A 24,405-nucleotide genomic window follows, 5' to 3' on the forward strand; every position below is an offset into this window, starting at 1 on the left:
GCGGCAGAAGAAGGCGATCGAAGCCCGGCGCCGTTTGCCGGCTTGAAGGAGCCGGAGACCGGGGTCAAAAAGCGTGCGCCCCAACGGGAGCAAAGCCGGGCCGAGCGCCTGCGGGCGTTGGCCCCCTTGGTTTCCCAAGGGAGGGTCAACAGGGTAACAGCCATTTTGGCGCAACGGGCATTCCGCCCGCCCGCGCCCGGTAACAGTTACTTTTGGTGCACGAGATCAAAACCGGTCCAAAGGCCTGTCGCCGAGGAAAGTCGGAGGACCATGCGACGCGACCTTCTTCCCGCGCCAATGCCGGGCTACCCCGGAGAGGGATACCATCCCCGCGAGGCCAGCCATCGGATCCGGCCAGCGCGAACAGCGCCCTCAAAGCGGCCGCGCGACGGGCAAATCCGCGGATGTCCTCCCGGCCCACCCGGCTGCTCCGCTCCCGCAAGCTGCCGTTGCTGCGGAAATACGACCACCAACGACACCCGCGCGGACACGCAAAAAATCCGGGAAAACCTCTGCTCAAGACGTTGACACCCGGCCAGGTCCGTCAATGACCCGAATCCAATGCACGGCCCCCGGAACGGCAACCCAAAAGCAGGGGTCCGCCCGGTTGCCCGACCTTCTGCAGTCCGGCCCGGGCGATGCACAAACTTGAGTTCCGACACTTCGACGGGCTGTTCTTGTGCCGGGAGACCCAAACAACACTGCCGCGCAAACCGCGTTTGCGCGGTTCACCCGGCTCACCCCGGCCGCAACGTCATGTCAGGCAGCAGAAGGTGCGTCAGAAGGTGGATTGGTCCCCGACGGTGTCAGCTTGAGCACGGCTTCTCGAAGGTCCTTGCCCGGTTTGAACCGGACCACCGCGCGGGCCGGAATGGGAATGTCCTTTTCCGGTTGATGAGGGTTACGGCCGACACGTGCCTTTCGGACCTTGACTTCAAACACGCCGAACCCCCGCAACTCAATCTTATCCCCGCGCGCGAGAGCCTCGAACATCCGGTCGAACACCGCTTGGACCACGTCCTGCACCAGCAACTGGGGGTGACCCAGCTTCTTGGTGATGGACAGGACCAGATCCCGTTTGGTGACAGTCATAAGTGTGTTTGCCCGGCCGCTTGCGTTTGGTGCATCGCCCTTTTAGACCCGGACCCGGGGCGGGTCAAGTGATTTTCCGCACCGGCCGCCCGGCTGGAAAATCCGGTTGCCCCCGGCACAAGCCAGGGGAGGTCGACCCCACCGGACCGGCTCCCGCACGGAGAACGTCTGCCCCGCCCCCCGGGCACTGCCGGTCGGAATCCCACCTCTCCCGTCGCCCGGGCCTTCCGGGGGCCAGGGTTGTTCCTCCGACCCACCGCCCCTGCCTGCTGCAGGTCCAAAACAGCCCGGGTTCAGGTCCCGTCCAACACCAGGGCCGGTGAGCCACGCCCCTTCCGCCCGCCTGTCCCGCCCTGCCGGCGAGGCAGCCACACCATCAACGGCCCGGGGGCCAGTCCACTCCGGGGCCGCCGGGCCGTCTCGCGTGGAACGCACCGATCCGGCTCGCTCCTCCAACCGCGCCAGCCCCAAACGAAGCCGCCCACGCCGCCCCGTGGCAGAGGGAAGATCCACCACCGGCTCGTGTCGCAACCGGCAGTTCAAGGTTGCAGCAGGGGAAACCCGTTCTATAGTTGGGTCCACGTGAACCGAAAGGCCGTCTTAAGACTCCTCGGGCCGGGGCTTTGCCTCGTGCTCTGGACCGGAACGGGTTGTGGCGGGTTCAACGCCAACGTGCCCGTTTCGCCCCTGTGGTTCATCCAAAAGCAAGCCCCCGGAGATCGAACCCCGAGCCCATCCCTGGAAAGACGGCCACTGGAACCCCGAGGGTTGACCTGAGGTTTTTCCCATGCGTTTTCCACTTCCCCTGACGCTCAAAATCGCCGGCCACATCTTGAAGCACAAACTGAAGCGGACCCCGCGCTTCGCCATGGTGCTGCAGCTCGAGCCGTTGCATACCTGCAACCTCACCTGCACCGGTTGCGGCCGGATCCGGGAATACTCCACCAGCCTCAAGGACATGGTCCCCTTGGAGCGGTGCCTGGCCGCGGCCGCCGAGTGCGACGCACCCATGGTCTCCATCTGCGGAGGTGAACCTCTCATCTACCCGCACATCGAGGAGCTGGTGGAAGGGCTGCTGCGCCAGGGGCGCATCGTCTACCTCTGTACCAACGGCGTGTTCATGCGCCGGAAATTGTGCGATTACCTTGCCGCCACCTACTCCCCTGAACGCGAACCCCTGCTGGAACAGCTGGTGGCCGAGGAACTCATCAGCCCCGCCCAGCGCGACACCATCCGAAAGGGTAAGACCGACCCCCGCCCCGTCATCCGGCCCACCCGGTGGTTTTACTGGAATGTCCACATCGACGGCCTGGAGTACACCCACGACCTCATCGTGGAACGCGAGGGCGTCTTCCGTGAATGCGTCGCCGCCATCCGACTGGCCAAGCGACTCGGCTTTCAGGTCGCCACCAACACCACCGTGTACCGGGAGACCGACGTCCAAGAGATCGAGGACATGTTCAAGTTCTTCTCCTGGCTGGGGGTGGACGGCCACACCATCTCGCCCGGGTACGATTACGACGCCGCCAAGAAGGATATGATCCGGCGACTCGGCAAGAATCCGGCCGAGTTTTTCCTCACCCGCGATGCCACCCGGCAAAAGTTCGCACGAATCCTGGACTGGGGCCGTCGCTTCAATCTGCTGGGCACCCCAGTGTACCAGGAATTCCTCGCAGGGCTGCGCGAACTCACCTGCACGGCCTGGGCCATCCCCACTTACAACATCAAGGGCTGGAAAGCACCCTGCTACCTCATCACCGACGCCCATTACCCCACCTACGCCGAAATGCTGGAAAAGGTGGATTGGGAAAAGTACGGCGTGGTCAACGGCGTGGCCCGCGATCCGCGCTGCGAAAACTGCATGGTCCATTGCGGGTACGATCCCAGCGGCGCCCTGGGCACCAGTTATCAGCCCGGCGACCACTGGAAAAACCTTCTCTACAACCTCCGTCCCCGACCCAAACCCTGTCCGGAAGGCGCCCACGTTCAGGCGTTCAACGGTGTCTCCATCGGCCGTGGACATCTCTCAGCCGCCCGCAAGGCCGCCGCCGCAGCGGCCGCCATTCGCGGCAACGGCAACAACGGGCATTCGCCTGTACCGGCCGCTCGCGCCGGCAGCACCACCCCGGCCTCCCGCGCAATTTCGGCGTCCGACCGACCGGGCCCAAGTACGTGAGCCGTGCCAACGCGGACGGGCCGGGTTGGCGGTCTCATTTGCACAGGGCATCACCTTGTGCCAAAATGGGCGCCTTGCAGCGTCCCGCCAGGGTCGACCCCCGAGCAGGGACGCAGCGGGAACCTGGTAACGAGAAAGATCCCGGGCTCTCCGCCCCGGACGGCCCAGGGCCGAACCCGGGGAACCGGTTGAGCCCTGCGAGTGGACATGACCATGGCTGGAGAACCGATCCTGGAAATCATCAACCTGAGTGCAGGCGTGGAGGGCAAACAGATCCTCAAAGGCGTGAACCTCACCATTCACGCCGGCGAGGTTCATGCCATCATGGGCCCCAACGGTAGTGGAAAAAGCACCCTGGCCGCCGTCCTGGCCGGCCGGGAAGGCTACGAGATCACCGGGGGCGAGGTCCGCTATTGCGGTCGCGACCTCTTGGAAATGGACCCGGAAGAACGCGCGCGGGAAGGGCTGTTCCTGGCCTTCCAGTACCCGGTCGAAATCCCCGGCGTCAACACCACCTACTTCCTCAAAGCCGCCCTCAACGAAATCCGCAAACACCGGGGCCTGCCCGAGCTGGACGCCATGGAGTTCCTCAACCTGGTCAAGGAGAAGGTGAAGTTGCTCGACCTTCCCGAGGAGCTCCTGAAACGCTCGGTCAACGAAGGCTTCTCCGGCGGCGAGAAAAAACGGGCCGAAATCTTCCAAATGGCCGTGCTGGAGCCGAAACTGGCCATTCTGGATGAAACGGATTCGGGCCTCGACATTGATGCGCTCAAGGTCGTAGCCAACGGGGTCAACAAACTGAAGCGCCCCGACAACGCCCAACTGGTCATCACCCACTACCAGCGACTGCTGAACTACATCATCCCCGATTACGTCCACGTGTTGGTGGACGGTCGGATCGTCAGGTCGGGCGACCGCAACCTGGCGCTGGAGCTGGAAGCCAGAGGGTACGACTGGATCATCAAACAGGTCGCGGCCGCCGTGTAGGGCCCGCAACCCGGGTACCTTCAGCGCGCCTGGCGGCCTTGCCGGTCCGGCAGGTTGAAGTGCCGGTCAAGCGGGTTGTCGGGGCAGCGCCCGCTGTCAACGGTTCATCACCCCCGCCACCGGGTCCGGGAGGCCGGCTGAAACCCGAACCCGGCCGGTTGGACCGTCTCCGTGGGGAACCGCCCCCACCCGCCAACGTGCGGCGGCTGTGGCGTCCGGTTCTTTGCACTTCAGTCCGTGTCCCAGTCGCTGCTAGCATGGGCGGCACCCAATGCGGGTGGAAGATTTCCACTATGAACTGCCGCCGGAGCTGATCGCGCAACATCCGGCAGATCGCAGGGACGCCTCCCGGTTGCTGGTCCTGCACCGGACCAGCGGCCGGCGGGAGCATCGGCGGTTTACCGACCTGCCCGACTATCTGCGGGCCGGCGACGTGCTGGTGCTGAACGACAGCCGGGTCATTCCCGCGCGGCTCCTGGGTCGCAACCAACGTACCGGCGGCGCCTTCGAAATCCTGTTGCTCGAGCCGCGCGACAACAACGTCTGGCAGGCGCTGCTCCGGCCCGGCAAACGTGCCCGACGCGGCACCTGCATCAGTGTACTCGATCACCATCAGCGCCCCTCCTCCGTCTGGGCCGAGGTCCTCGACAAGGGCGACGGGTTCGAGCACACCCTCCGGTTCCACGGAACCGAAAACCTCCTGTTGGAGTTGGATCGGCTCGGGCACATGCCCCTGCCCCCCTACATCCAGCGGCAAGACGGCGCGGAAGAGGTTCTCGACCGCGAACGTTACCAGACCGTGTACGCGCGCGTGCCCGGGTCGGCCGCCGCTCCCACCGCCGGCCTCCATTTCACACAAGAGCTGCTGGAGAAGCTGCGCAGCCAGGGGGTGACCGTCTGTTTTGTCACCCTGCACGTCGGCCTGGGAACCTTCGCCCCGGTGCGCGTCAGTCGGGTCGAAGAGCACGTCATGCACGAGGAACGATTTGAGTTGTCGGAGGAAACCGCCCACATCCTACAGACCGCCCGGGCCGAAGGGCGTCGCATCGTTGCCGTGGGCACCACCACCGTCCGGGTGCTGGAAACCGTGGCCAACTGGTTCGAAGGTCGGATTCAACCCACCCGGGGTCGAACCCGCCTCTTCATCTACCCGCCTTATCAGTTCCGGGCCGTTGACGCGCTCATCACCAACTTCCATTTGCCCGGTTCCACGCTGCTCATGTTGGTCAGCGCCTTTGCTGCCCCGGGCGAAACCCGCGGTCGGGAACTGATCCTGGAAACCTACGCGGAAGCCGTGCGCGAGCGGTACCGGTTCTTCAGCTACGGCGACGCCATGCTCATCCTATGAGCCCGACCCCCTCAGGCGCCGATCCGTGCCCGATGACCGAACCCCGGCCCCGGGTCCTGGTCAACATGGCCATCACGGCCGACGGCAAGATCGCCACCGCCAACCGCCACGTCACCACCTTCGGCAGCCGAACCGATCACGACCATCTCCTGGCCTTGCGTGCCACGGCAGACGCCGTCCTGGCCGGGGCGCGCACCGTTGAATCCGGTCCCATCGACCTCGGGCCCGGCCCTGTCCGGTACCGCCGGCTGCGACTGCGACGTGGCCTCGCCGAATACAACCTCCGCATCATCGTTACCGGGTCCGGATCCGTCTCCCCCACGGCGCACGTCTTTACCCAACGCTTCTCGCCCATTCTGGTGTTGGCCACCGGGCGGGCGCCTGCCACGCGCCTGGCCCGGCTGCGCCGTCTGGCAGATGCGGTCGGGGTTTTCGGACAGGATGAACTCGATTGGCCGACCGCCCTGGCATGGCTGCACCGTGAATGGGGGGTTCGACGGCTGGTTTGTGAAGGCGGCGGCACGGTGAACGACGGCCTTTTTCGCGCCGGTCTGGTGGATGAGATTCACCTGACCGTCTGCCCGTTCATCGTGGGCGGACGCGCCGCACCCACCATCGCGGACGGACGGGGCTTCCCGCGCCTGCCACTCGCGGCGCGATTCCGCCTCGCATCCCGACGCCGCGTCGGCGACGAACTGTTCCTCCGATACATCCGCGAGCCGGTCCGGTCCGGGGCAACGGTCCCCTGAACCCTGAAACCGCTCCGCGTCACCCGGGCCATTGAGACTGCGGCTCATACCCGTGGGGCTGAACCGGCCGATGAAAAGCAAATCCGTCCCAGGTTCCGACCGGCTTGCCCCACAGGCCACGGCTCGGAAACAATCGCGCCCATATGAACGATTCGACCCTGCGCCGCTGGGCCCTGTGGTTGCAACAGCTCAGGTGGCGGACCGGCGAGTGGCTCTGGAAATGGGAGGCCCGATGCCGCGGCATCGAACTGGGCCCCGGCGTGAGATTCCTCGGCCGTCCCTGTCTGGCCCGCGCGCCGGGTTCGCGCATTGTCCTGGGCGAGCGGGTCCAACTCAACAGCGCCCTCCGCAGCAACCCACTGGGATGCCCGCGGCCCGCAACGTTGCGGACCCTGCATGCCGGAGCCGAGATTCGCATGGACGCCCGCAGCGGTCTGAGCGCGGCCGTCCTGTGCGCCGCCCGATCCATCGTGGTCGGGGAAGACACAATCATCGGCGCCGAAGCCATGATCATGGACACCGACTTTCATGTGCGGGCTGCGGACGGGACCTGGGTGGTGGCCGATCCCGGGCACGCGGAGCCGATCCGAATCGGCCGGGGAGTCTTCATCGGCGCCCGGGCCATCGTGCTCAAAGGCGTCACCATCGGCGACGGCGCCGTCATCGGCGCAGGGGCGGTGGTCACGCGCGATGTCCCCCCGGGCGCCCTGGCCGCGGGAAACCCGGCCATTGTCCGAGCCGCCGGCGCTTCGCCGCAGGCTTGAACCCCGGCGGACCTGCGTTCCCAGACCGGAACCAACCCCGCTGCGGAAGCCCCGCAGACTGCTCAGCGTTTCGGGCGGTTCTCGAACACCTCGATCTCGGGTTCCAACCGCACCGGTATGCCCCGCGAGGCCAGGTAACGTTTCACGTCGCCCACGGTATAGTCGCCAAAATGAAAGATGCTGGCCGCCAACACCGCATCCGCCCTGCCCTCCAGCAACACCTGCGCCATATGCTCCAGTGAACCGGCCCCGCCGCTGGCCACCACGGGCACCCCCACCGCCTCGCTCACGCGCCGGGTGATCTCCAGATCGTAACCGGCGCGCGTCCCGTCGGCGTCGATGCTGTTCAGCACGATCTCGCCCGCACCCAACCGGACCGCCTCCCGGGCCCAGGCCACCGCTTCCCATTCGGTCGCCCGCCGGCCGCCGTGGGAGAAGACCTGCCACCGATCCGGCGCAACCCGCTTGCAATCAATGGAAACCACGATGCATTGGCTGCCAAACTTTTCCGCGCCGGCCCGAATCAGGTCGGGATTGGCCAGCGCAGCCGTGTTGATGCTCACCTTGTCGGCGCCGGCCCGCAGCATCACCTGCATGTCCTCCAACGTCCGGATGCCGCCCCCCACCGTCAGGGGCATGAAACACTGGTCGGCCGTCCGTTCGATCACCTGCACCATCGCCGCACGCCCTTCCGCACTGGCGGTGATGTCAAAAAACACCATCTCGTCGGCCCCCTGCTCGTTATATCGCACGGCCAGTTCCACCGGATCCCCCACGTCGCGCAACTCACCCGCCTCGGCCCGGCCAAACCGTACGCCCCGGGTCACCTTGCCCTGATGCACGTCCAAACAGGGTATGACTCGCTTTGCCAGCATGTGCCCATTCAAAACGTTTGATCCCCGGGCGGCAATGCAGGATTCGACCCGGCTTTCGTCAAAACCGGGCACGGTCCCGCGACCGGGTCCGTGGTCCCGACCGGCCCTGCATAAAAATCTTTGAACCCGGTCGACCGGGGCTTGTCTTAACCTTAAAACGGCGTACGATAGCCGTGGACCGCCGGGTCCAACAAACGGAGATGATGTGCCATGGACCTACACCATCCGATCCTCAAGGAGTTCCCGGAATACCGCGACACCATCCGCTACCTCAAGGGATGTGACGAGCACTTCCGCAAGATGTACGACGAGTACCACCGGCTCGACGACGCGGTGTACCGGATCGAAGAGGAAATCGACTTCGCCACCGATCAGGAGCTCGAAGAGCTCAAGATGCGCCGGGCCAAGTTGAAGGACCATATCTACCACATGCTGCGTCGGGCCCGGCACGTCTGGCCCGCTTCCTGCAGCCCGAATCCCAACCTCAATCCGAATCCGCCCGCCCCGGCATCCTGAGGCCGCGCCGGAACGGTCGCCCGCAAACGGGTCGCTTCGCCTGTTGGCGAGGAAGCAAGAGCGCAGGCGTCTTGTTTTCGCCCGGCGCCGGCAATTCGGTTTCCGGTCAGACCTCGATCGCAGAGTCGGACCGGCGGTCTTCACCAGGCAGGAATCTTCCTTCAGTCCCTCGACCATTCCCGCCCGTGCAATTACCCAACTCCCTCCAGCCGGGCTGCTTGCGAGCTGGTTCTGAGGCCTTCTCCCGGGTTCACACTCCGCCCATCCCGAAAAAGAGCCGCAGGCGGAATCGGCACAACGCGTCCGCACAGCGAAGCGCCGTCGCAACCACGCGACCGCAGCGTCTGAGCGAAGCAACGGATCCACCTCCTGAACCAGCGGCAAACGGACCTCGGTGCAACCGGGCCGAACCCGCCCGGGCCCTCCGATTTCCGATCCGGTCCGCGCGACCCCGGTAAACCCGGCAGGGCACCACCATCCGGCGGACGTATCCCCCTCTACGATAACCGGTTCAACCCACGTCACCCACGCGGTTTGCGCCCGGGTCATCCGTGTCCGAAAACCCCGGGAAGATTTCGCTCGAAACTCAACCGGAATCGCCACGCAATGCAGGGGCCGGAAAGCTTGCCAACATCCTCCGGGCTCCAGCCGGGAGACCCCTTTTGCAGCCGAAGCAGAAGGCGCCCGGTTTCAGTGAACCGGTCCATGGGGATTGGATGACCCCACCGGCCACAAAACCGCTCAGCAAAATGATGCACCAACCCGAGCCCGGGCCGCCCCCGGCAGTCCCGGGTGGGCCACACTGATGCCGGGGCGCAGCCTACAAGCCCCACGTTGACCGGCCTTCCAACCCGGGCCCGGGCACGGTTCGGCCCAGCGTCATCCCACCTCCGCCGGCTGCCACGGGCGGCAATCCCCGGGCGGATCGGGCCGTTCAGGTCCTTCTTTGGGACAGCGCATCGACGGCTGCTCAAGGCCAGGCCCGCTACTTTCCGCCCGGCGGTGGGCACCGGCAGGGTTCCGGACGTGAAACCTCATCGGAGCCCCGCGATGGGTGGGGTCCCTATCCGCCCGGCCCGTATGACGCAGAAAAACCTTTTCAGCCCCCATCAGCCCGTTTAAATGCACGCCCATGAAGGATGAACCAAGTTCGGTCCCAACCCGGCGTCTCCGCCAGTTTGCCAGTGACAATTACGCCGGCATTTGTCCGGAAGCCTGGGCGGCCATGGCCGAGGCCAACCACGGCCACGAACCCAGTTACGGCGAAGACCGGTGGACCCAGTTGGTTTCGGACCGACTGCGCGAGCTGTTCGAAACCGATTGCGAGGTGTTTTTCGTCTTCAACGGCACCTCGGCCAACTCGCTGGCCCTGGCCACATTGTGTCAGCCCTATCACAGCATCCTTTGTCACGAGCTGGCGCATGTCGAAACGTCCGAGTGTGGCGCGCCCGAATTTTTCGCAAACGGCAGCAAGATCCTCCTCCTGCCGGGTCCCCAGGGCAAGGTGCTGCCGGAAGCCGTGGCCCACGCGGTGACCCGGCGCAGCGACATTCATTACCCGAAACCGCGCGCGCTCAGTCTGACCCAGGTCACCGAGCTGGGCACCGCCTACGGGGTGGAAGAGCTGGGCGTGTTGTGCGAAACGGCCCGCCGATACGGGTTGCGCGTGCACATGGACGGTGCCCGGTTCGCCAACGCCGTGGCGTACCTCGGCGTTCACCCGGCCGACATCACCTGGCGGGCGGGTGTGGACGTGCTGTGTTTCGGTGGCACGAAGAACGGCCTTGCCGTGGGCGAGGCCGTCGTGTTTTTCGACCGCGACCTGGCCCGCGAATTCGATTACCGCTGCAAACAGGGGGGCCAACTGGCCTCGAAAATGCGGTTCTTATCGGCTCCCTGGCTCGGACTGCTGAAAGACGACGTCTGGCTTCGCAACGCGCGCCACAGCAACGCCATGGCCCAACGGCTGGCCGCCGGGCTCCGTACGCTGCCCGGCGTGGAAATCTGTTACCCGGTGGAATCGAATGCCGTGTTCGTGCGGTTTCCGCCCGGGGTCGCCGAGGCGATGCACCAGCGCGGCTGGCATTTCTATACCGGCGTGATTTCGCCGGGCGAATCCCGCCTGATGTGCAGCTGGGACACCCGGCCCGAGGAGGTGGACGCGTTCCTGGCCGACCTGCAGCAGGTGCTGCAGGCAACCGGGGGCCCGGAACCGCACCGGGAAACGGCCGCCAAGGGGACGGGTGCCGTGCGCCGGTCCCCCTCCGCCCAAACCGGTCCCCTCAAATGAGCCTCAGATCACCGTACCGTGCGGGATCACGGCGTCCTTCGGGATCACCACGATGCCGTCCCGGATGTAATAGAGTTCGTGGTCCAGATTCGGCGGTTTGCCCGCCGGCGAGATGACCACGTTGTCCCCGATCCGCGCGTTCTTGTCGATGATCGCGTTCTCAATGCGGGTGTTTCGACCGATGCCGATCCGCGGAATGCCCGCCTGCTCATGGGCCTGGATGGACTCGGCGGACTCGTAATAATCGCATCCCAGCAGCACCACCCGCCGCAGTTCGCATCCCTCGGCGATGATGCTGCGCATCCCCACCACACTGTGCGAAATCCGGGAATGGTCGATGATGCAGCCGTCCGCCACCACCGCATGATCCACGTGCGCGCTGTTCAGTTTCGACGCCGGCAGGAACCGGGGGCGGCTGAAAATCGGCGCGGTCATGTCGAAGAAATTGAACTTCGGCAGATCGGTCGTCAGGTCGAGGTTGGCTTCGAAAAACGCGCGGATGGTGCCGATGTCCTCCCAATAGCCCTGGTGGAGGAAGGCATAGACCCTGGACTGTTCGATCATGGCGGGGATGACCTCCTTGCCGAAATCCACCAACGTGTTGTCCAGCGCACGCTTGATGACGTCGCGATTGAACACGTAAATGCCCATCGAGGCCAGGACCACCTCGGCCGGCGTTTTCAGTCCCAGGCGCGCCTGCCAGGCCGGGTCCAGCTTCAACGAGTCCTGCACCGCCGGGTCCCTGGGTTTCTCCACAAACCGATGAATCCGCCAATCCTCCGTCACCTGCAGAACACCGAAATGCGACGCCTCCTCCTTGGGCACCGCCACCACACCCAGCGTGATGTCCGCCTGCCGGTCCACGTGATGGGCAATCAGGTCCCGGAAATCCATCCGGTACAGTTGGTCACCGCTCAGGATGAGCAGGTGGTCCCATTCATGGTTCATGAAGTGCACCAGGTTCTTCCGCACGGCATCGGCGGTGCCCTGGTACCACGAGCTGTCGGTCAGGGTCTGTTGCGCGGCCAGAACCTCCACAAACCCCGCCGAAAACTGGTCAAACTTGTAGGTCTGCGACAAATGCCGGTGCAAGGACGTGGAATTGAACTGCGTCAACACGTAGATCCGCCGGATTCCGGAATTGATGCAGTTGGAAATGGGGATGTCGACAATCCGGTACTTCCCCGCCAACGGCACCGCCGGTTTGGCACGGTACTTGGTCAGAGGAAACAAGCGCGTACCCTGACCGCCCCCCATGACGACCGCCAAGACGTTGCTGCCGTGGTAGGATTGCCTGGAAGTGTAGCTTGCCATAAGAACGCCCTCGAACGCGGTTTCCGAAGCCACAGTACGAAAGTCACACGCCACCGACAAGCCGCATCCATCCCGCTGGCGCGAAAGCCGGTCCTTGTCGGCCGCGCACCGACCCCATCGCCGCTTTCGCCCCTGCTCCTCCCATGCCGCTCACCGGTCCACGGTCCCCTCCGGGGCACCGCCGGGCGCTCTTGATCCGCACCCGACTCATCGCGATCCTTCCAGAGCAATCGAGTCTCATGAAACGCCGCCCTTCTTATGCCGAACTGCCGATGGCGTTTTACAAACGCCAAAGTTACGGCCACGCAACCGTCCCCGGTCCAACCACGTCGGGCAGGGAACCTGCCCGGGCCGGCCCTCACCAAAACCAGCCCCTGGAACGCCCGTGCCGGATGTCATGAGTCGCTCCCGTTCGATCGCCGTCTGGCCCCGCTCTCCCACCCGGGCACGCCAGATCCAACTTGAACTGGCCGCCCGGGTCCGCAGGGAACCCCTGCGCTCCACGCCGCGGCGTATTGCCGGTCTCGACGCGGCCCTCTCCACCGACGGCCTCGATGTGATCGGCGTGGCGGTCATCTGGGACCTGCACGATCAGTGCCTCTTGGAACAGGCGGCCGCCCGTCGACGACTCCGGTTCCCTTACATCCCGGGTTTGTTATCCTTCCGCGAAGCACCGGCCCTGCTGGCCGCCCTGGACAAGGTCCGTCATTCACCCGACCTGCTCCTCTGTGATGGTCAGGGCGTGGCGCACCCGCGGCGGTTCGGTCTGGCCTGTCACCTGGGGGTGCTCTGCGACCTGCCTGCCATCGGCTGCGCCAAAAGCCGGCTCATCGGCCAGGCAACCGATCCGCCGCCCGAACCGGGCGCGTGGTCTCTGCTGCTGGACAACGATGAAATTGTGGGTGCGGTGGTTCGGACAAGAGCAGGGTCCAGACCCGTTTACGTGAGTGTGGGACACCGCTGCACCCTGGACGACGCCATCCGCGTCGTCCTGTCCTGCTGCGGCGGTCATCGGTTGCCGGAACCCACGTATTGGGCCGACCGACTCTCCCGCCGACTCCGGGCCGGGTCGTGATCGCACTCCGGCGCGTGTGCCCCAAGCGTTGCAGCGCCCCGCGGGCAGGCCAGCATGGGCAATCTCCGGGACACTTTCACCAGGGCCCCCCGGCCCGGGACCATCGCCAAAACCCGCGCAAAAGTCCCCCTGGCCGGCGGCAGCACCGACCCGGCCGGCACGCGCCGCGTCGGTCCCAAACCCGGCGCGGCGCCGGAAATTTTCCGCGTGCGCCGCCGGGGCGAGTCCTCATAATGTGCGCGCATGACGATCTGGATACTGGTCCTGGTGTTGCTGGCGAGCGTCACTGCGCTGGGATACCGACAGGGAGGCGTGCGCGTGGCCTTTTCACTGGTCGGCATCCTTCTGGGTGTGTGGCTGGCCATCCCGATGTCGCCCTGGATGGGCAAGGTGCTCGGTTGGATCGGTGTCAAACACCCTTTCTGGGCCTGGATCCTGCCTCCGGTCCTTGTGTTCTGGCTGATCAACGGGTTGTTCAAGGCCGTGGCTTTTCAGGTGCACCGGAAGGTGGACGTGTTCTTCAAGTACCATGCCGGCGATTTGCACCGTGCCTTGTTCGAGCGGTTGAACGCGCGCCTCGGGGCTTGCCTGGGTTTCGTCAACGGCACCATCTACACCCTGCTGGTCTGCCTGGGCATCTACATGTTTGGCTACTGGACCACGCAGTTGGGCAGTGAGGAGGGAGACCCATGGACCATGCGGTTGTTCAATCGTCTGGCGCATGACCTGGAAGAGACCCGGCTCCACCGGGCCGTGGCGGCCCTCGATCCCCTGCCAGAAGTCTACTACCAGGCGGCCGATTTCGTGGGATTGCTCTTCCACAATCCCATGTTGGAAGGGCGCCTGGCACGATATCCGGCTTTGCTCGAGATTGCCGAGCGCCCGGAACTCCACGGGTTTGCCCAGGACACCTCATGGACCCAGCTCCGACAGAGCCGGGCGCCCCTGCGCGAAGTGCTGGCCCACCCGCAAATGACGGCCCTGATGCAAAATCTCGACCTCCTGCGGGAAATCTGGGCGATTCTGGAACCGGACCTGCCCGATTTGATGGCGTATCTGGAAACCGGCCGCTCCCCCAAATACGAGAAAGAACCCATCCTCGGCACCTGGGCGTTTGATTTTCGAACCGCGTTCGTCTTGTACCGTAAGGCCAACCCGCGGATGACCGCCCTGCAATTGCGCGAGGCGCGGAAACATCTGTCGGGCATTTTCCTGAACACCTCGCTGGTCGCCGCCCCGTCCGGATTTGTGGCGCTCAAGAACTACCCGGTGACCCGCGCACCTCGCCCGGGCGAGACAGCCCCGGCCACCGAGCACCGCACAATCACCGGCCGCTGGCGATCCGAAAACGGACGATACACCATCGAAGTCCAACTGGAGGGCCAGCAAACCGCCTGGCCCGTCGAGATCGCAAACGATCGCCTGCAGATCCCCTCGGCCAACCCGCCCCTGGCGTTTGAACGCGACTCGGTGTAACCGCGGCTCCTGTGGCGTCCACGTCGGCCGACGCCTGTCCGGTGTCGGCCGGCCGCTGCCGCGTTATTCCGCAAAACGGTAGGTCCGTCGTCCCCAGCCGCCGGCCCCGGCCAGGCCCCGCGCCAAACTGACGTACGCCGCCACAAACAGCCCGCCACAAACCGCCCATTGCAACAGCGCACCCGGCACGTATCGCCACAACACGGCACTGACCAGGTTCACCAACGCCAGCGGCAGCATGAATTTCCACGCCAGGCCCATCAGCTGGTCCACGCGCAACCGGGGCCACGAACCTCGCACCCAAATGGCCACCCCGATCAGCACCAGCAACTTGGCAAAGAACCAAAACCATGACGGCAGCCAATCCAGCGCCGTCACCGGCGCCTGCCACCCGCCCAGAAACAACGTGATGGCCAGCCCCAACGCGGCAAACAACCCCAGGTATTCACCCAGGAAAAACAGCGCAAACTTGAAGCCCGAGTACTCAATGAAATACCCGGCCACAATCTCCGACTCGCCCTCCGGCAGGTCAAACGGCGACCGGTTTGCCTCGGCCAACGCGGCCGCCAGGAACAACAGAAACCCGGCCAAACCCCACGGAGTCGTCACATACCAGCCGGTCCAACCCGACCCTTGCGCCGCCTGCGCCTCCACAATCCGCACCAACGACAACGAACCCGCCGCCATCACCACCGGCACCACCGCCAGTACCAGCGGCACCTCATAACTCAACATCTGGGCGATCCCGCGCATGGCCCCCAACAACGAATACTTGTTCCGACTGGACCAGCCGGCCATGAACACGGCCAGTTCGGTCGCCGCACCCACCGCAAAAAAGAACAGCAGCCCCGCCTCAAGATCCACTGGCACACACTCCCGGCCATAGGGAATGACGGAAAGGGCCAGCAGGGCCGGAATCACCATCACCACCGGCGCCAGAAAATGCACCACCCGGTCCGCCGCACGCGGTACCAGGTCCTCCTTCGTCAGCGCCTTGATGCCATCGGCCAGAAACTGGCCAAAACCGGCCAGGCGAACCCGGGTCAGCGGGATACCCACGCGATTCGGTCCGTAACGGTTCTGCATCCGGGCCAGCCCTTTTCGCTCCAGCACCGTCACGATGCCGAACAACAGGCCAAACACGGTCCCCACCGCCGCAGCCGACAACAAACCGGACACCCACGGCTCCGCCCATGCGGGCAGGACCGTCATCAACGCCCGCAGCACCACCCCTTTTACAGCCACCGAAAGTCCTTCCAACATGTTCAACCCCCTCCCGTCCTCTCAGCCCCGGCTCGCCGGCGCCGGCGTCGGCTGGCCCGCGGCAGCCGACCTGGGCGCCGCCGCCCTGGCCCGCGCCGCAGCCAATCGTGCATCCACCTCGGCCGCTTCCGTCGGGTGGATCTTGTGGTAGTAACTGTTGGGTTTGCTCAACTGTTCCTTGTGCAGCAGCAGCCCTCCGAAACGGTCCGTCGTGCTCAACTCGTAGGCCACGTCCATCTTGATGGCATCAAACGGGCACACCTCCACGCAGATCTGACAGCTCATGCAGACCGAAATGTCGATGTCGAAGATCAGCGGCTGGTTCTGCAGTTTCCCGGTGTGATCCGGTTTCTTGACCTTGTCCTTGACGATGTAGATGCATTGGGGCGGACATTCCGTCTCGCAGATCTTGCACGCCACGCACCGGAGGCCGGCCACCGGATCCTCCCCGTCGTACACCAGAAAGGGAAACGATCGCGCCGCCTCGGGTAACGGCCGGCGTTCCTCCGGATACTGGACCGTCACCAGCCGGTCCCGCGACACGTAGCTGCCCACGAAGTTCCGCGCCGTGGTCAACAACCCTTTGGCCAAACCCTCACCCAGCATGCACGCACCATACCAAACCCCCGGCGCAAATCCAGTCCCGCCACCAGTCGCACACCGTGCCGAAGTGGCGTCCGGAGCGCCCCGGGTTCCCCGGCCCCACCTCCGCCCGGGGAACCCGGCCCGCTCAACAAGGCCGCGCCGACAGCCCGGCTCCGTTCAGGCCGATCCGGAGTCTACAGCGTCCACCCCTCCCGGTAAGGCGTCCGGAGGTACTGGTTGGCTTCCGCCACGTTGGTGAACCGCATCCGCTCGGCATCCCATTCCAGTTTCACGCCGGGCATCTTGATCGCCACAATCCCCAACATGGCCAGCTCGGTCAACGGACCGCCGTAGCTCGTGAAGTCCGAACCCGCCTTGCGGCCCTCCCGAATGGCATCCACCCAGTCCCGATGATGTTCCAGGCCGCGCGGCAACCGCCGCGGAGGTCGCTGGAACTCCTTCATCAGCTTGTCCGGCACCAGATGTACGCGGGAAGCGCCGTGCGACCCGTAAACCATCATCCCGCGATCGCCCACGACGATCGCCCCGGTCTTCACGTCCGGCTCTTCCGGGTCAAACCCTTCGGGCCGCGGAATCCGCTCGGTGCCGCTGTACCAATGCAACGTCACGGGACCGCGACCGCCCTTGGCCGGAAACTCGAACGTGACCACGTCGCCCTTCGGATACGCCTCGCCCTGGGTGCGCGGGTCCCAATCCCGAACCCTTGCCACCACCGTCCGCGGTGCCCCGAGGTCCAGGGCCCAAAACACCGGATCCACCACATGACACACCCAGTCCCCGATCGTCCCACTCCCGAACGCGGTCCAACCCCGCCAGGCACCCGGCACATAGGCCGGATGATACGGTCGCCACGGCACGGGCCCCAACCAGAGATCCCAATCCAGCGTGGGCGGCACCGGCCGACCCTTGCGCACCTCGGCCAGCTGGTCCAATCCGGAGTTCACCGCCTCGCACCCGCAATAGATCGTGTGCACCCGTCCGATCGCTCCCGCCTGCAGCCATTCCACGCAGTCCCGAATGGAATCGAACGAATGCCCCTGATTGCCCAGTTGCGTCACCACACCCGCCTCGGCCGCCGCCCGCATCAGCGCCCGAACCTCGTGGACCGAATGGGCCAACGGCTTCTCACAGTACACATGCTTGCGATGGTTGATCGCCATCATGCTGGCCACCGCGTGCGTGTGATCGGGGCTCGATACCACCACGGCGTCGAACTTGTCCGAAAACTCCTCGAACATCCGCCGGAAATCCTTGTACCGGCGAGCCGAGGGATATCGCGCGAAGGTCTCGGCCGCCCGCTGATCGTCCACATCGCACAAGGCAACAATGTCACAATACGGCGCCAGCGCCTGAAGGTTTGCCGCGCCCATGCCGCCCACGCCGATTCCGGCCAGGCGGATCTTGTCGTTGGGGGCCACCCGGCCCGCACCGCCCAGGACATGGGCCGGCACAATCATCGGCGCCGCCACACCGGCCGCGCCCAGGGCCAGCCGCCTCAAAAAGCGCCGACGACTCACACCGGCTCCGCTTGCACCAGCCAGGGATCGGGAATCCTGCCCGGCATCGAGAGGTTTTCTGGAGGTTTTCATATCGGTTGGTTGAGGTTCTCAGGTTTCACGAACACCGGCTCTGCCCCGGCCACAAAACGGGGGTGCGCCGACCTTCGGCATCCCCACGGGCCCGGACCGGGACACTCCCGGCCTACCCACAACCAGTTTGCGACCACGCCCCGGCCCATGTCCAGTCGCCAGCCGGCAGCCCCCTACCGGGGCCGAATCCAGTCCGCCTGTTCAACAGGCTCCACTCAGGACGCGGCGAGAACGGCACGCATCAGACCCGACCACCGCAAGACCATTCCCGGACCGAACCGGTTCAGGCACCGGAACTCGTAACAGAAAAGCGCTTGGGTGAGACCGATCCGCACGGTCTAATGAGTCCATGACGCCGGTGCGCGTGGCAGCCATCGACGTGGGTACCAACTCGGTCAAACTTCTGGTGGCCGATCCGGGACCCCCGCTGCGGGCGGTCCTGGAAACCGGGATTCAAACCCGTTTGGGCGAGGGGTTCTACCCGGACCGGATCCTGCAACCCGCGGCCATCGCCCGCACCGTCCAAGCCGTTCAGCAACTCGTGGAGCGGGCCCGCCGGGTCGGGGCCGCGCGGTTCCGACTCTTTGCCACCAGCGCCGCCCGGGAAGCCCGGAATCAGGACGAACTGCGACAGGCACTGGAAACCCTCACCGGTATCCCGCTCGAGGTCATTTCAGGTCAGCAGGAAGCCCGCTGGGCATTCCTTGGCGCACGGACCCATCCCGACCTGTCCCGCGCCTTCATGGTCGTGGTTGAAGTCGGCGGCGGTAGCACCCAAATCATCGCAGGCCAGCATCGGCAGATCCTGTTTCAAGCCAGCCACCCCTGGGGTGCGGTCCGTCTGTGGGAACAGGCAGGGCTCTCCGATCCGCCCGCCCCGGAGGAACGCGCCCGCCTGAAGGAACAACTGCGCCAGGCCATGGAAGCCGAACTGGTGCCGGCGTTCCGGGAACATGTCCACGTTGCATCTGATGAAAGCACCTCCGCCAAGCCCCCCTTGCCCGTGGCCGTGGGAGGCACGGCCCTGACCCTCGCCCGCATCCGGTTGGCCACCGAATCCTGGGACCGCCGCGCCCTCGAGCAACTGCGCCTCAGCCGTGCCGAACTCCGCACCCTGGCGGATCGGCTGTGGTCCACACCGCTGGCCCAGCGCCGTCAATGGCCCGGACTACCCCCGGAACGAGCCGACATCATCCTGACCGGCAGCCTGATCTACGAACAACTGACCGAAACACTGGGGTTTGAATCCTGGCGGTTCAGCACCCGGGGCCTGCGCTTCGGTGCCATCCTCGATCTCCTGGAAAATCAGGAAGCCACACCCTTCTGCAACCAACCCGCCGCACTTGACCGGCAACCGGAAAATCCTGCCTCGAATTGAGTTCAGTCCCTTGGGCCCCACACCACCCGCACGGGCCCGAACACGCCCCCACGGCCCGGGGTCACCGCTGAATGCCCAGGGCCTTCTCAAACTCGGCGGAAAACTCCGCCATCGCCCGCGAAATGCGTGCCGGTTGATCCGCCAGCGTGGCCAGTCGCCGTGCGGCGTCTTCCGGCCGCAGCCGGATCATCTCCACCGCCGCCATCATCAACGAAAGATAGTTGTTGATGTCATGGCGCATCGTGGAGAGCTTCCGATTCAGCTCCGCAACTTGCTCGGGCGTCAATGTCACTGGTTGCTGTGGCAGTACCATGCAGGCGGCCAAAATGGTTCATCCTTCCCCGCCCGGCAAGGGGTTTTCACCGGCCCGGCCGGTAAAACGTCGCCCCCAGGGTCGCCCCCGGCTTTTTCCTGGTGCGCGCCCGCGGGCCTGACCGCGTCACCGCGCCTTTTAGGGGGCCGCACCCTGCCGGATGAGGCGCACCCCAAACACCCCGGCCACCGTCTGCCCCTCCGGCGCCTCGAATCGGATCACAAGGCTCTCACGTCCTTTCCACAGGGATTCGGGCAACGCGTACGTGACGTCCACAAACCGCACCAGCTCCTCCGGACTCCGCCGCCGCACCGTCTGTTCGCCCACCTTCTGCTCGTTCACCCACACTGCAAAGGTCGTGTCACGCGGCGCATCGTTTCCGTAGGTCACCACCAGGGCCCATGGACCCGGCCCGGTCAACGGCACCTCGTAGGAAAACCATCGGTCAGCCCGGCGACCCGATCGGCCCTCCACCCGAACCGTGCTCGATCCTTCGCCCTGAAACCGGTACGGTTCTTCGCTGGCGGCGTTGCCCGGCTCGATGTATACCACCGTGGCCGCCTCCAAACGCCGCCGTGCAGCCGCCTGCTCCTCCCGGAGCGCACGCTCGCGCGCCCACGCCTCCGGTGTGTACCGGTCCCAATACACCGCATAGCGCCGGCGCGCCACCTGATAGAAAGGCCTGAACGTGACTTCCGCACCGGAGGCGGTGAACCGCGTGCGGAACGTGCCCGGTGCACCCGGCACCGGCTCGAGCCAGTCCGCCACATTCGTACTCGACACGACCAGGGTGAACTCGGCGGGGTCCCGCTCGCGCGACCGGCCATCCCGACGACGTCCTTCGGTCGCCGGTCCCAGATCCGCTGCCAACACCAACGGCCCCCAAAGAAGCGCCACGCGGTGCGGGTTGTCCGGCAACGGCTCCTCCCGCAGCGTCTTGGGCAGGCGAATCTTCACCGTGTCCCCGTCCCGCCATGTCCGGCTCAGACGCAGGTAGGAACCCGACATGCCCGTGTCCGAGACCGGTGTCCCGTTCACCTCCACGGCGAATCCGGCCCCGGCCCACGCAGGTCGTCGCAGTGCCAGGGTGAAAGACCGTGCCCCGGCCGGGTCCACCCTCACCGTGGCGGTCTCGCCCGCCGGAAAGTCGGTCTCCATCCGCACACGCACCCCCATCCGGGTCCAATCCGCCTCCGAAGGCGCATAGAAGTTGATCCACAGGGTGTCCCCCGACTCGTAATAGAGCCCGTGACCATGCAATGCATGGCTTTCCATGCCCGTTCCCACACAGCAGGTAAAACTCCGAAACATGTCCTGGTACTCGTGCTGCACGTCCCGGCCCACCGGCACCATGTAACAAACCCGACCATCCTCGGGATCCATCGAGGCCAGAATGTGGTTGAACAGCGCCCGTTCCAAAAACTCCGCATACCGGACCTGCGGGTCCACCGCAAACAACCCGCGCGTCAGCTTCAGCATGTTGTACACGTTGCAGGTCTCGGCGGTGCGCCCTTCAATCATGTCACTGAGCCGGTCCGGGGCACCGAAATACTCGTTCCTCCCATGGCCCCCGGTGGCGAAACTGTGGTGCAACACCACCCGTTCCCAGAAAAACGTGGCCGCCCGCAAATGAAACGGGTCCCCCGTGTATAGGTACCTCACCAGATGCCCGTACAACTTGGGGACCTGCGTGTTGCCGTGCAGATGTTGCAGAATGTCACGTCCCTCCGCCAGGGGATCCACCACCGCCCGATGATGAAACTTCTCTGCCAGTCGCAACCAGCGCTCCTCCCCCGTGTCCGCATACAAATCCACCAGCACCTCGTTCATCCCGCCAAACTCCGTCCGCAGCATGGTTTGCACCTGCTCGTCACTCAGCGGCGTCAGCACCCGTTCCACCCAGCCCGCATACGCCCGCTCCACCTCCAGAGCCGTCCGATTGCCGGTGAGCCGATACGCATCGCGCAATCCCGCGAACAACTTGTGATGCACATACCAGGGCGCCCAAAGGCCATTCAAATCAAACGCCGCCGCGCGGATCCGTCCCTGCGCCATCTCCTCCAACAACCGTTTGCCCGGGGTCCCGTCCCCATCGGTCTGGGCGCCCAGGTAGCCGTCCCCGTGCGCCCTCTGGATCTCCTGCAATTCCGCCACCAGGTAGTCCGCCCGTTGTTTGAACCGTTCGTCCCCTGTCGCCGCGTACATCAGGCTCACCGCCGAGAGGTAATGCCCGGCAATGTGCCCACTGAGCTGCCGGCCCCGGCCGTCCCAGCCTCCATAGGGCTCGGCCTTCGGTTTCAACCCGGCGCTCTCCCGCAACAGGGCCAGCATCCGATCCGGCTCCAGCTCCAGCAAATACCTCGCGTCCAGTTCCCGGGCTCGTTGCAACGGCCCGCCCGTCAGCCGCACCCGGTTCAACGGCAGGGGCAGGGCCTTGCACAGGTTCGTGACCACCCGCGGCTCGACCCGGTCCGACAGGTAAAAGGCCTTGGTTTCGACTCTGAATCCGAGCCCGGCAAGAAGGGACCCGACCGCAAGGAGGATGTTTCCACACCTGGACATGGCTGCCGTGGGATCAAGGTTTTGTGTTCCGAGTCAGGTTCGGGTCAATCCTGGGCCGGCCGGGGTGCGGAGTCAAAATCGCTTCCGCCCAAGACCCGTCCGCTCACCGCTGGGTCAGCATCGTAACCCCGGCCGTTGCCAACCCAGACAGGCCGCACGCCGGCCTGTGGGGTTGATGCGCTGAGCAAGTGACATCAGCAGGTTGCAACCGCGGCCCATTGGACGCATAGTCTCTTGGAGCTCGCCATGGGACCGTCCTGGGAACTGGTGGCCGACATCCTGATCGCGCTGGTCTTGTTCGCCGGCCTGATCTGGTTCTTGGCCGTTTGGATGCGCCATTCCCGCGATGAACCGGTGACTCTCGTACTCAAATGGTGCGCCACCGGCCTCGCCATCCTGGCCTTCCTGATTACCGCGGCTCTGCCCTACACGCGCCTGCTGGCCCCCATCGTGGCCGCCGTATGCGGAGTCCTGCTGTCCATCCTCTGGACCCCCAACATCGTCGAGGTCCTCTTCAAACCCCTATGGCATGCCTGGACCGGAGGGGATGAACAACCCGAACCGCGCCCGTTTTACGCGATTGCCCGGGCCAAACGACAGCGCGGCCAGTACGCCGCCGCCCTCGCCGAGGTCCGTGCCCAACTGGCCAGGTTCCCCCACGATTTCGAAGGCCACATGCTCGCCGCCGAAATCCTGGCCCAGAACATGCTCGACCTGGACGGCGCAGAGTTGACCATCCAGCGCCTGATCCAACTGCCCGAGATCACCGACCCCCAAAAGGCCTATGCCCTTTCCACCCTGGCCGACTGGTACCTGCGGATCGGTCAGGACACCGACAACGCCCGACGCATCCTCCAACAACTGGTCGAGCAATACCCCGATACCGACCTGGCCACCACGGCCCGCCAACGCCTGGCCCGGCTCCCCACCGCGGAACAGCTCACCGACCGACACGAACCCGCACGCGTCAAGCTGCGCAAAGGCATCGAAAACATCGGCCTACAACGCACACCAGTCACCCTCGCACCGCAGCCCGACCCGCCCGAAACCCTCGCCGCCCGCTACGTCCAACACCTCGAACAGCATCCGGACGACTTCCACACCCGCGAACAACTCGCCGTCCTGTACGCCGACGGTTTCCAGCGACTCGACCTGGCGGAGGATCAACTCGAGCAGCTCATCCATCATCCGGGCGCCACACCGGCTCAAATCGTGCACTGGATCCATCTGCTGGCCGATCTTCAGATCCGGCACGGCAAGGACCAACCAACTGTCCGCGCCACCCTCGAACGAATCAGCGAACTGTTCCCCGACTCCCCCTACGCCGAGCAGGCCCAACGCCGCATCAACCTGCTCGCGCTGGAATTCAAACGACGCGAAATCGCCCCAACGGTCAAACTGGGCCAGTACGAATCAAACCTCGGCCTCAAAGGTCGGTTACCGCGTTAATTGCAGCGCAATCTGCTTCTCCAGCTCGTGGGCCAGGTCCAGGTCCTTCCCACCGGCGGGCGTCCGCACCTGCACGACCACGCGCGTCACCTTGGGATCCAGCGGTTCCACCCGCACCCAAACCGACCGCTGATTCACCTTCCCCTCCAGCACCCGTACGGTGTTCGTCTCACCCAACTGCGTCGTCTCCCGCGTCAGGGTCCCATTGTACCGGATCACCTCACGCGCAGCGGCGTACACCCGTTCCACCGGGCGCTCATAACGCCCTTCTACAGAATCCTTCACGAATGGCACACCCGCCCGGTGGCGTCCGTCCAACGTGCCCACACAACCCGAGGCCACCAATGCCAGGCCCAAAAACCCTGCCCACAACACGCTTCTCATACCGGCCATCCAAGTCCGCGCCCCGCCCACAGTCAAGCCCGGACTGGCAGCCAACCCCCACCCCGACCGCCCCGGCCGGGCACCAACCGAACCACTGCAACGAACCTTCAGCCTCACCCGGTTCACCCCCTGCACTCCCATCCTACCTCCCCGAGCACGCTACACACCCAACCCGGCGCCGGCCCGTGACAGGTTGAAT

20 protein-coding genes are annotated in these 24,405 nt (G+C 65.2%); 11 read left to right on the top strand and 9 right to left on the bottom strand.

Features of this window, described 5'->3' with window-relative positions; translation table 11 throughout:
• Positions 1-759: 759 nt before the first annotated feature.
• Positions 760-1,092 (bottom strand): HU family DNA-binding protein, encoded by a 333-nt coding sequence (locus G4L39_RS01525; protein WP_165105386.1) that lies wholly within the window; start codon positions 1,090-1,092, stop codon positions 760-762.
• Positions 1,093-1,879: 787 nt separating this feature from the next.
• On the opposite strand from G4L39_RS01525, the gene hpnH reads away from it, so the two are divergent.
• From hpnH to G4L39_RS01550, 5 genes are all read left to right on the top strand, one after another.
• Positions 1,880-3,268 carry an adenosyl-hopene transferase HpnH gene (hpnH, locus tag G4L39_RS01530; protein WP_165105387.1) on the top strand — a complete coding sequence of 463 codons (1,389 nt, stop codon included), beginning with the start codon at positions 1,880-1,882 and terminating at the stop codon, positions 3,266-3,268.
• Positions 3,269-3,481: 213 nt separating this feature from the next.
• Positions 3,482-4,255 carry a Fe-S cluster assembly ATPase SufC gene (gene sufC / locus G4L39_RS01535; protein ID WP_165105389.1) on the top strand — a complete coding sequence of 258 codons (774 nt, stop codon included), beginning with the start codon at positions 3,482-3,484 and terminating at the stop codon, positions 4,253-4,255.
• Positions 4,256-4,526: 271 nt separating this feature from the next.
• A complete protein-coding gene (gene queA, locus G4L39_RS01540) occupies positions 4,527-5,603 on the top strand; it encodes a tRNA preQ1(34) S-adenosylmethionine ribosyltransferase-isomerase QueA (protein ID WP_165105390.1) in 1,077 nt (358 codons plus the stop codon).
• 32 nt (positions 5,604-5,635) lie between these two features.
• A complete protein-coding gene (locus tag G4L39_RS01545) occupies positions 5,636-6,352 on the top strand; it encodes a RibD family protein (RefSeq protein ID WP_165105391.1) in 717 nt (238 codons plus the stop codon).
• Positions 6,353-6,495: 143 nt separating this feature from the next.
• A complete protein-coding gene (locus G4L39_RS01550; RefSeq protein ID WP_165105392.1) occupies positions 6,496-7,116 on the top strand; it encodes an acyltransferase in 621 nt (206 codons plus the stop codon).
• A gap of 62 nt (positions 7,117-7,178) precedes the next feature.
• On the opposite strand, the gene hisF is transcribed toward G4L39_RS01550, so the two are convergent.
• Positions 7,179-7,991 carry an imidazole glycerol phosphate synthase subunit HisF gene (gene hisF, locus G4L39_RS01555; RefSeq protein ID WP_165105393.1) on the bottom strand — a complete coding sequence of 271 codons (813 nt, stop codon included), beginning with the start codon at positions 7,989-7,991 and terminating at the stop codon, positions 7,179-7,181.
• A 210-nt stretch (positions 7,992-8,201) separates the two neighbouring features.
• Here hisF and G4L39_RS01560 point away from each other — a divergent pair, with 210 nt between their 5' ends.
• Positions 8,202-8,507, top strand: a complete 306-nt coding sequence (locus tag G4L39_RS01560) for an HP1242/YdcH family protein (RefSeq protein ID WP_165105394.1) — start codon at positions 8,202-8,204, stop codon at positions 8,505-8,507.
• A 1,132-nt stretch (positions 8,508-9,639) separates the two neighbouring features.
• Positions 9,640-10,797, top strand: a complete 1,158-nt coding sequence (locus G4L39_RS01565) for a threonine aldolase family protein (RefSeq protein ID WP_165105395.1) — start codon at positions 9,640-9,642, stop codon at positions 10,795-10,797.
• 3 nt (positions 10,798-10,800) lie between these two features.
• Here the strand turns inward: G4L39_RS01565 and G4L39_RS01570 are convergent, their stop codons facing one another.
• A complete protein-coding gene (locus tag G4L39_RS01570; protein WP_165105396.1) occupies positions 10,801-12,111 on the bottom strand; it encodes a glucose-1-phosphate adenylyltransferase in 1,311 nt (436 codons plus the stop codon).
• Between the two features lie 397 nt (positions 12,112-12,508).
• Between G4L39_RS01570 and nfi the strand changes: the two genes are divergently transcribed.
• Positions 12,509-13,186, top strand: a complete 678-nt coding sequence (gene nfi / locus G4L39_RS01575; RefSeq protein ID WP_165105397.1) for a deoxyribonuclease V — start codon at positions 12,509-12,511, stop codon at positions 13,184-13,186.
• Positions 13,187-13,429: 243 nt separating this feature from the next.
• Positions 13,430-14,662, top strand: a complete 1,233-nt coding sequence (locus G4L39_RS01580; protein ID WP_165105398.1) for a CvpA family protein — start codon at positions 13,430-13,432, stop codon at positions 14,660-14,662.
• Between the two features lie 63 nt (positions 14,663-14,725).
• Here G4L39_RS01580 and nuoH read toward each other — a convergent pair whose 3' ends face one another.
• The 3 genes from nuoH to G4L39_RS01595 all read right to left on the bottom strand — a co-directional run bounded on the left by nuoH (position 14,726) and on the right by G4L39_RS01595 (position 18,120).
• Complete coding sequence (nuoH, locus tag G4L39_RS01585; protein ID WP_165105400.1) at positions 14,726-15,925, bottom strand: NADH-quinone oxidoreductase subunit NuoH; 1,200 nt, start codon at positions 15,923-15,925, stop codon at positions 14,726-14,728.
• A 21-nt stretch (positions 15,926-15,946) separates the two neighbouring features.
• The gene (locus G4L39_RS01590; protein ID WP_165105401.1) at positions 15,947-16,531 is read right to left on the bottom strand and encodes a 4Fe-4S dicluster domain-containing protein; all 585 of its coding nucleotides are present in this window, start codon (positions 16,529-16,531) and stop codon (positions 15,947-15,949) included.
• Positions 16,532-16,704: 173 nt separating this feature from the next.
• On the bottom strand, positions 16,705-18,120 hold the full coding sequence (locus G4L39_RS01595) for a Gfo/Idh/MocA family protein (RefSeq protein ID WP_165105402.1): 1,416 nt from the start codon (positions 18,118-18,120) through the stop codon (positions 16,705-16,707).
• A 349-nt stretch (positions 18,121-18,469) separates the two neighbouring features.
• Here G4L39_RS01595 and G4L39_RS01600 point away from each other — a divergent pair, with 349 nt between their 5' ends.
• A complete protein-coding gene (locus G4L39_RS01600) occupies positions 18,470-19,498 on the top strand; it encodes a Ppx/GppA phosphatase family protein (protein WP_165105403.1) in 1,029 nt (342 codons plus the stop codon).
• 61 nt (positions 19,499-19,559) lie between these two features.
• On the opposite strand, the gene G4L39_RS01605 is transcribed toward G4L39_RS01600, so the two are convergent.
• The gene (locus tag G4L39_RS01605) at positions 19,560-19,811 is read right to left on the bottom strand and encodes a hypothetical protein (protein ID WP_165105404.1); all 252 of its coding nucleotides are present in this window, start codon (positions 19,809-19,811) and stop codon (positions 19,560-19,562) included.
• A 138-nt stretch (positions 19,812-19,949) separates the two neighbouring features.
• Positions 19,950-22,373, bottom strand: a complete 2,424-nt coding sequence (locus tag G4L39_RS01610; RefSeq protein ID WP_165105405.1) for a glycoside hydrolase family 127 protein — start codon at positions 22,371-22,373, stop codon at positions 19,950-19,952.
• 246 nt (positions 22,374-22,619) lie between these two features.
• On the opposite strand from G4L39_RS01610, the gene G4L39_RS01615 reads away from it, so the two are divergent.
• Positions 22,620-23,822 (top strand): tetratricopeptide repeat protein, encoded by a 1,203-nt coding sequence (locus tag G4L39_RS01615; protein ID WP_165105406.1) that lies wholly within the window; start codon positions 22,620-22,622, stop codon positions 23,820-23,822.
• On the opposite strand, the gene G4L39_RS01620 is transcribed toward G4L39_RS01615, so the two are convergent.
• Positions 23,811-24,206 carry a DUF3568 family protein gene (locus tag G4L39_RS01620; protein ID WP_165105407.1) on the bottom strand — a complete coding sequence of 132 codons (396 nt, stop codon included), beginning with the start codon at positions 24,204-24,206 and terminating at the stop codon, positions 23,811-23,813. The genes G4L39_RS01615 and G4L39_RS01620 overlap by 12 nt on opposite strands.
• Positions 24,207-24,405: the final 199 nt, after the last annotated feature.

Source organism: Limisphaera ngatamarikiensis (genome assembly GCF_011044775.1).
In the GTDB taxonomy this organism is placed as follows: Bacteria; Verrucomicrobiota; Verrucomicrobiia; order Limisphaerales; family Limisphaeraceae; genus Limisphaera; species Limisphaera ngatamarikiensis.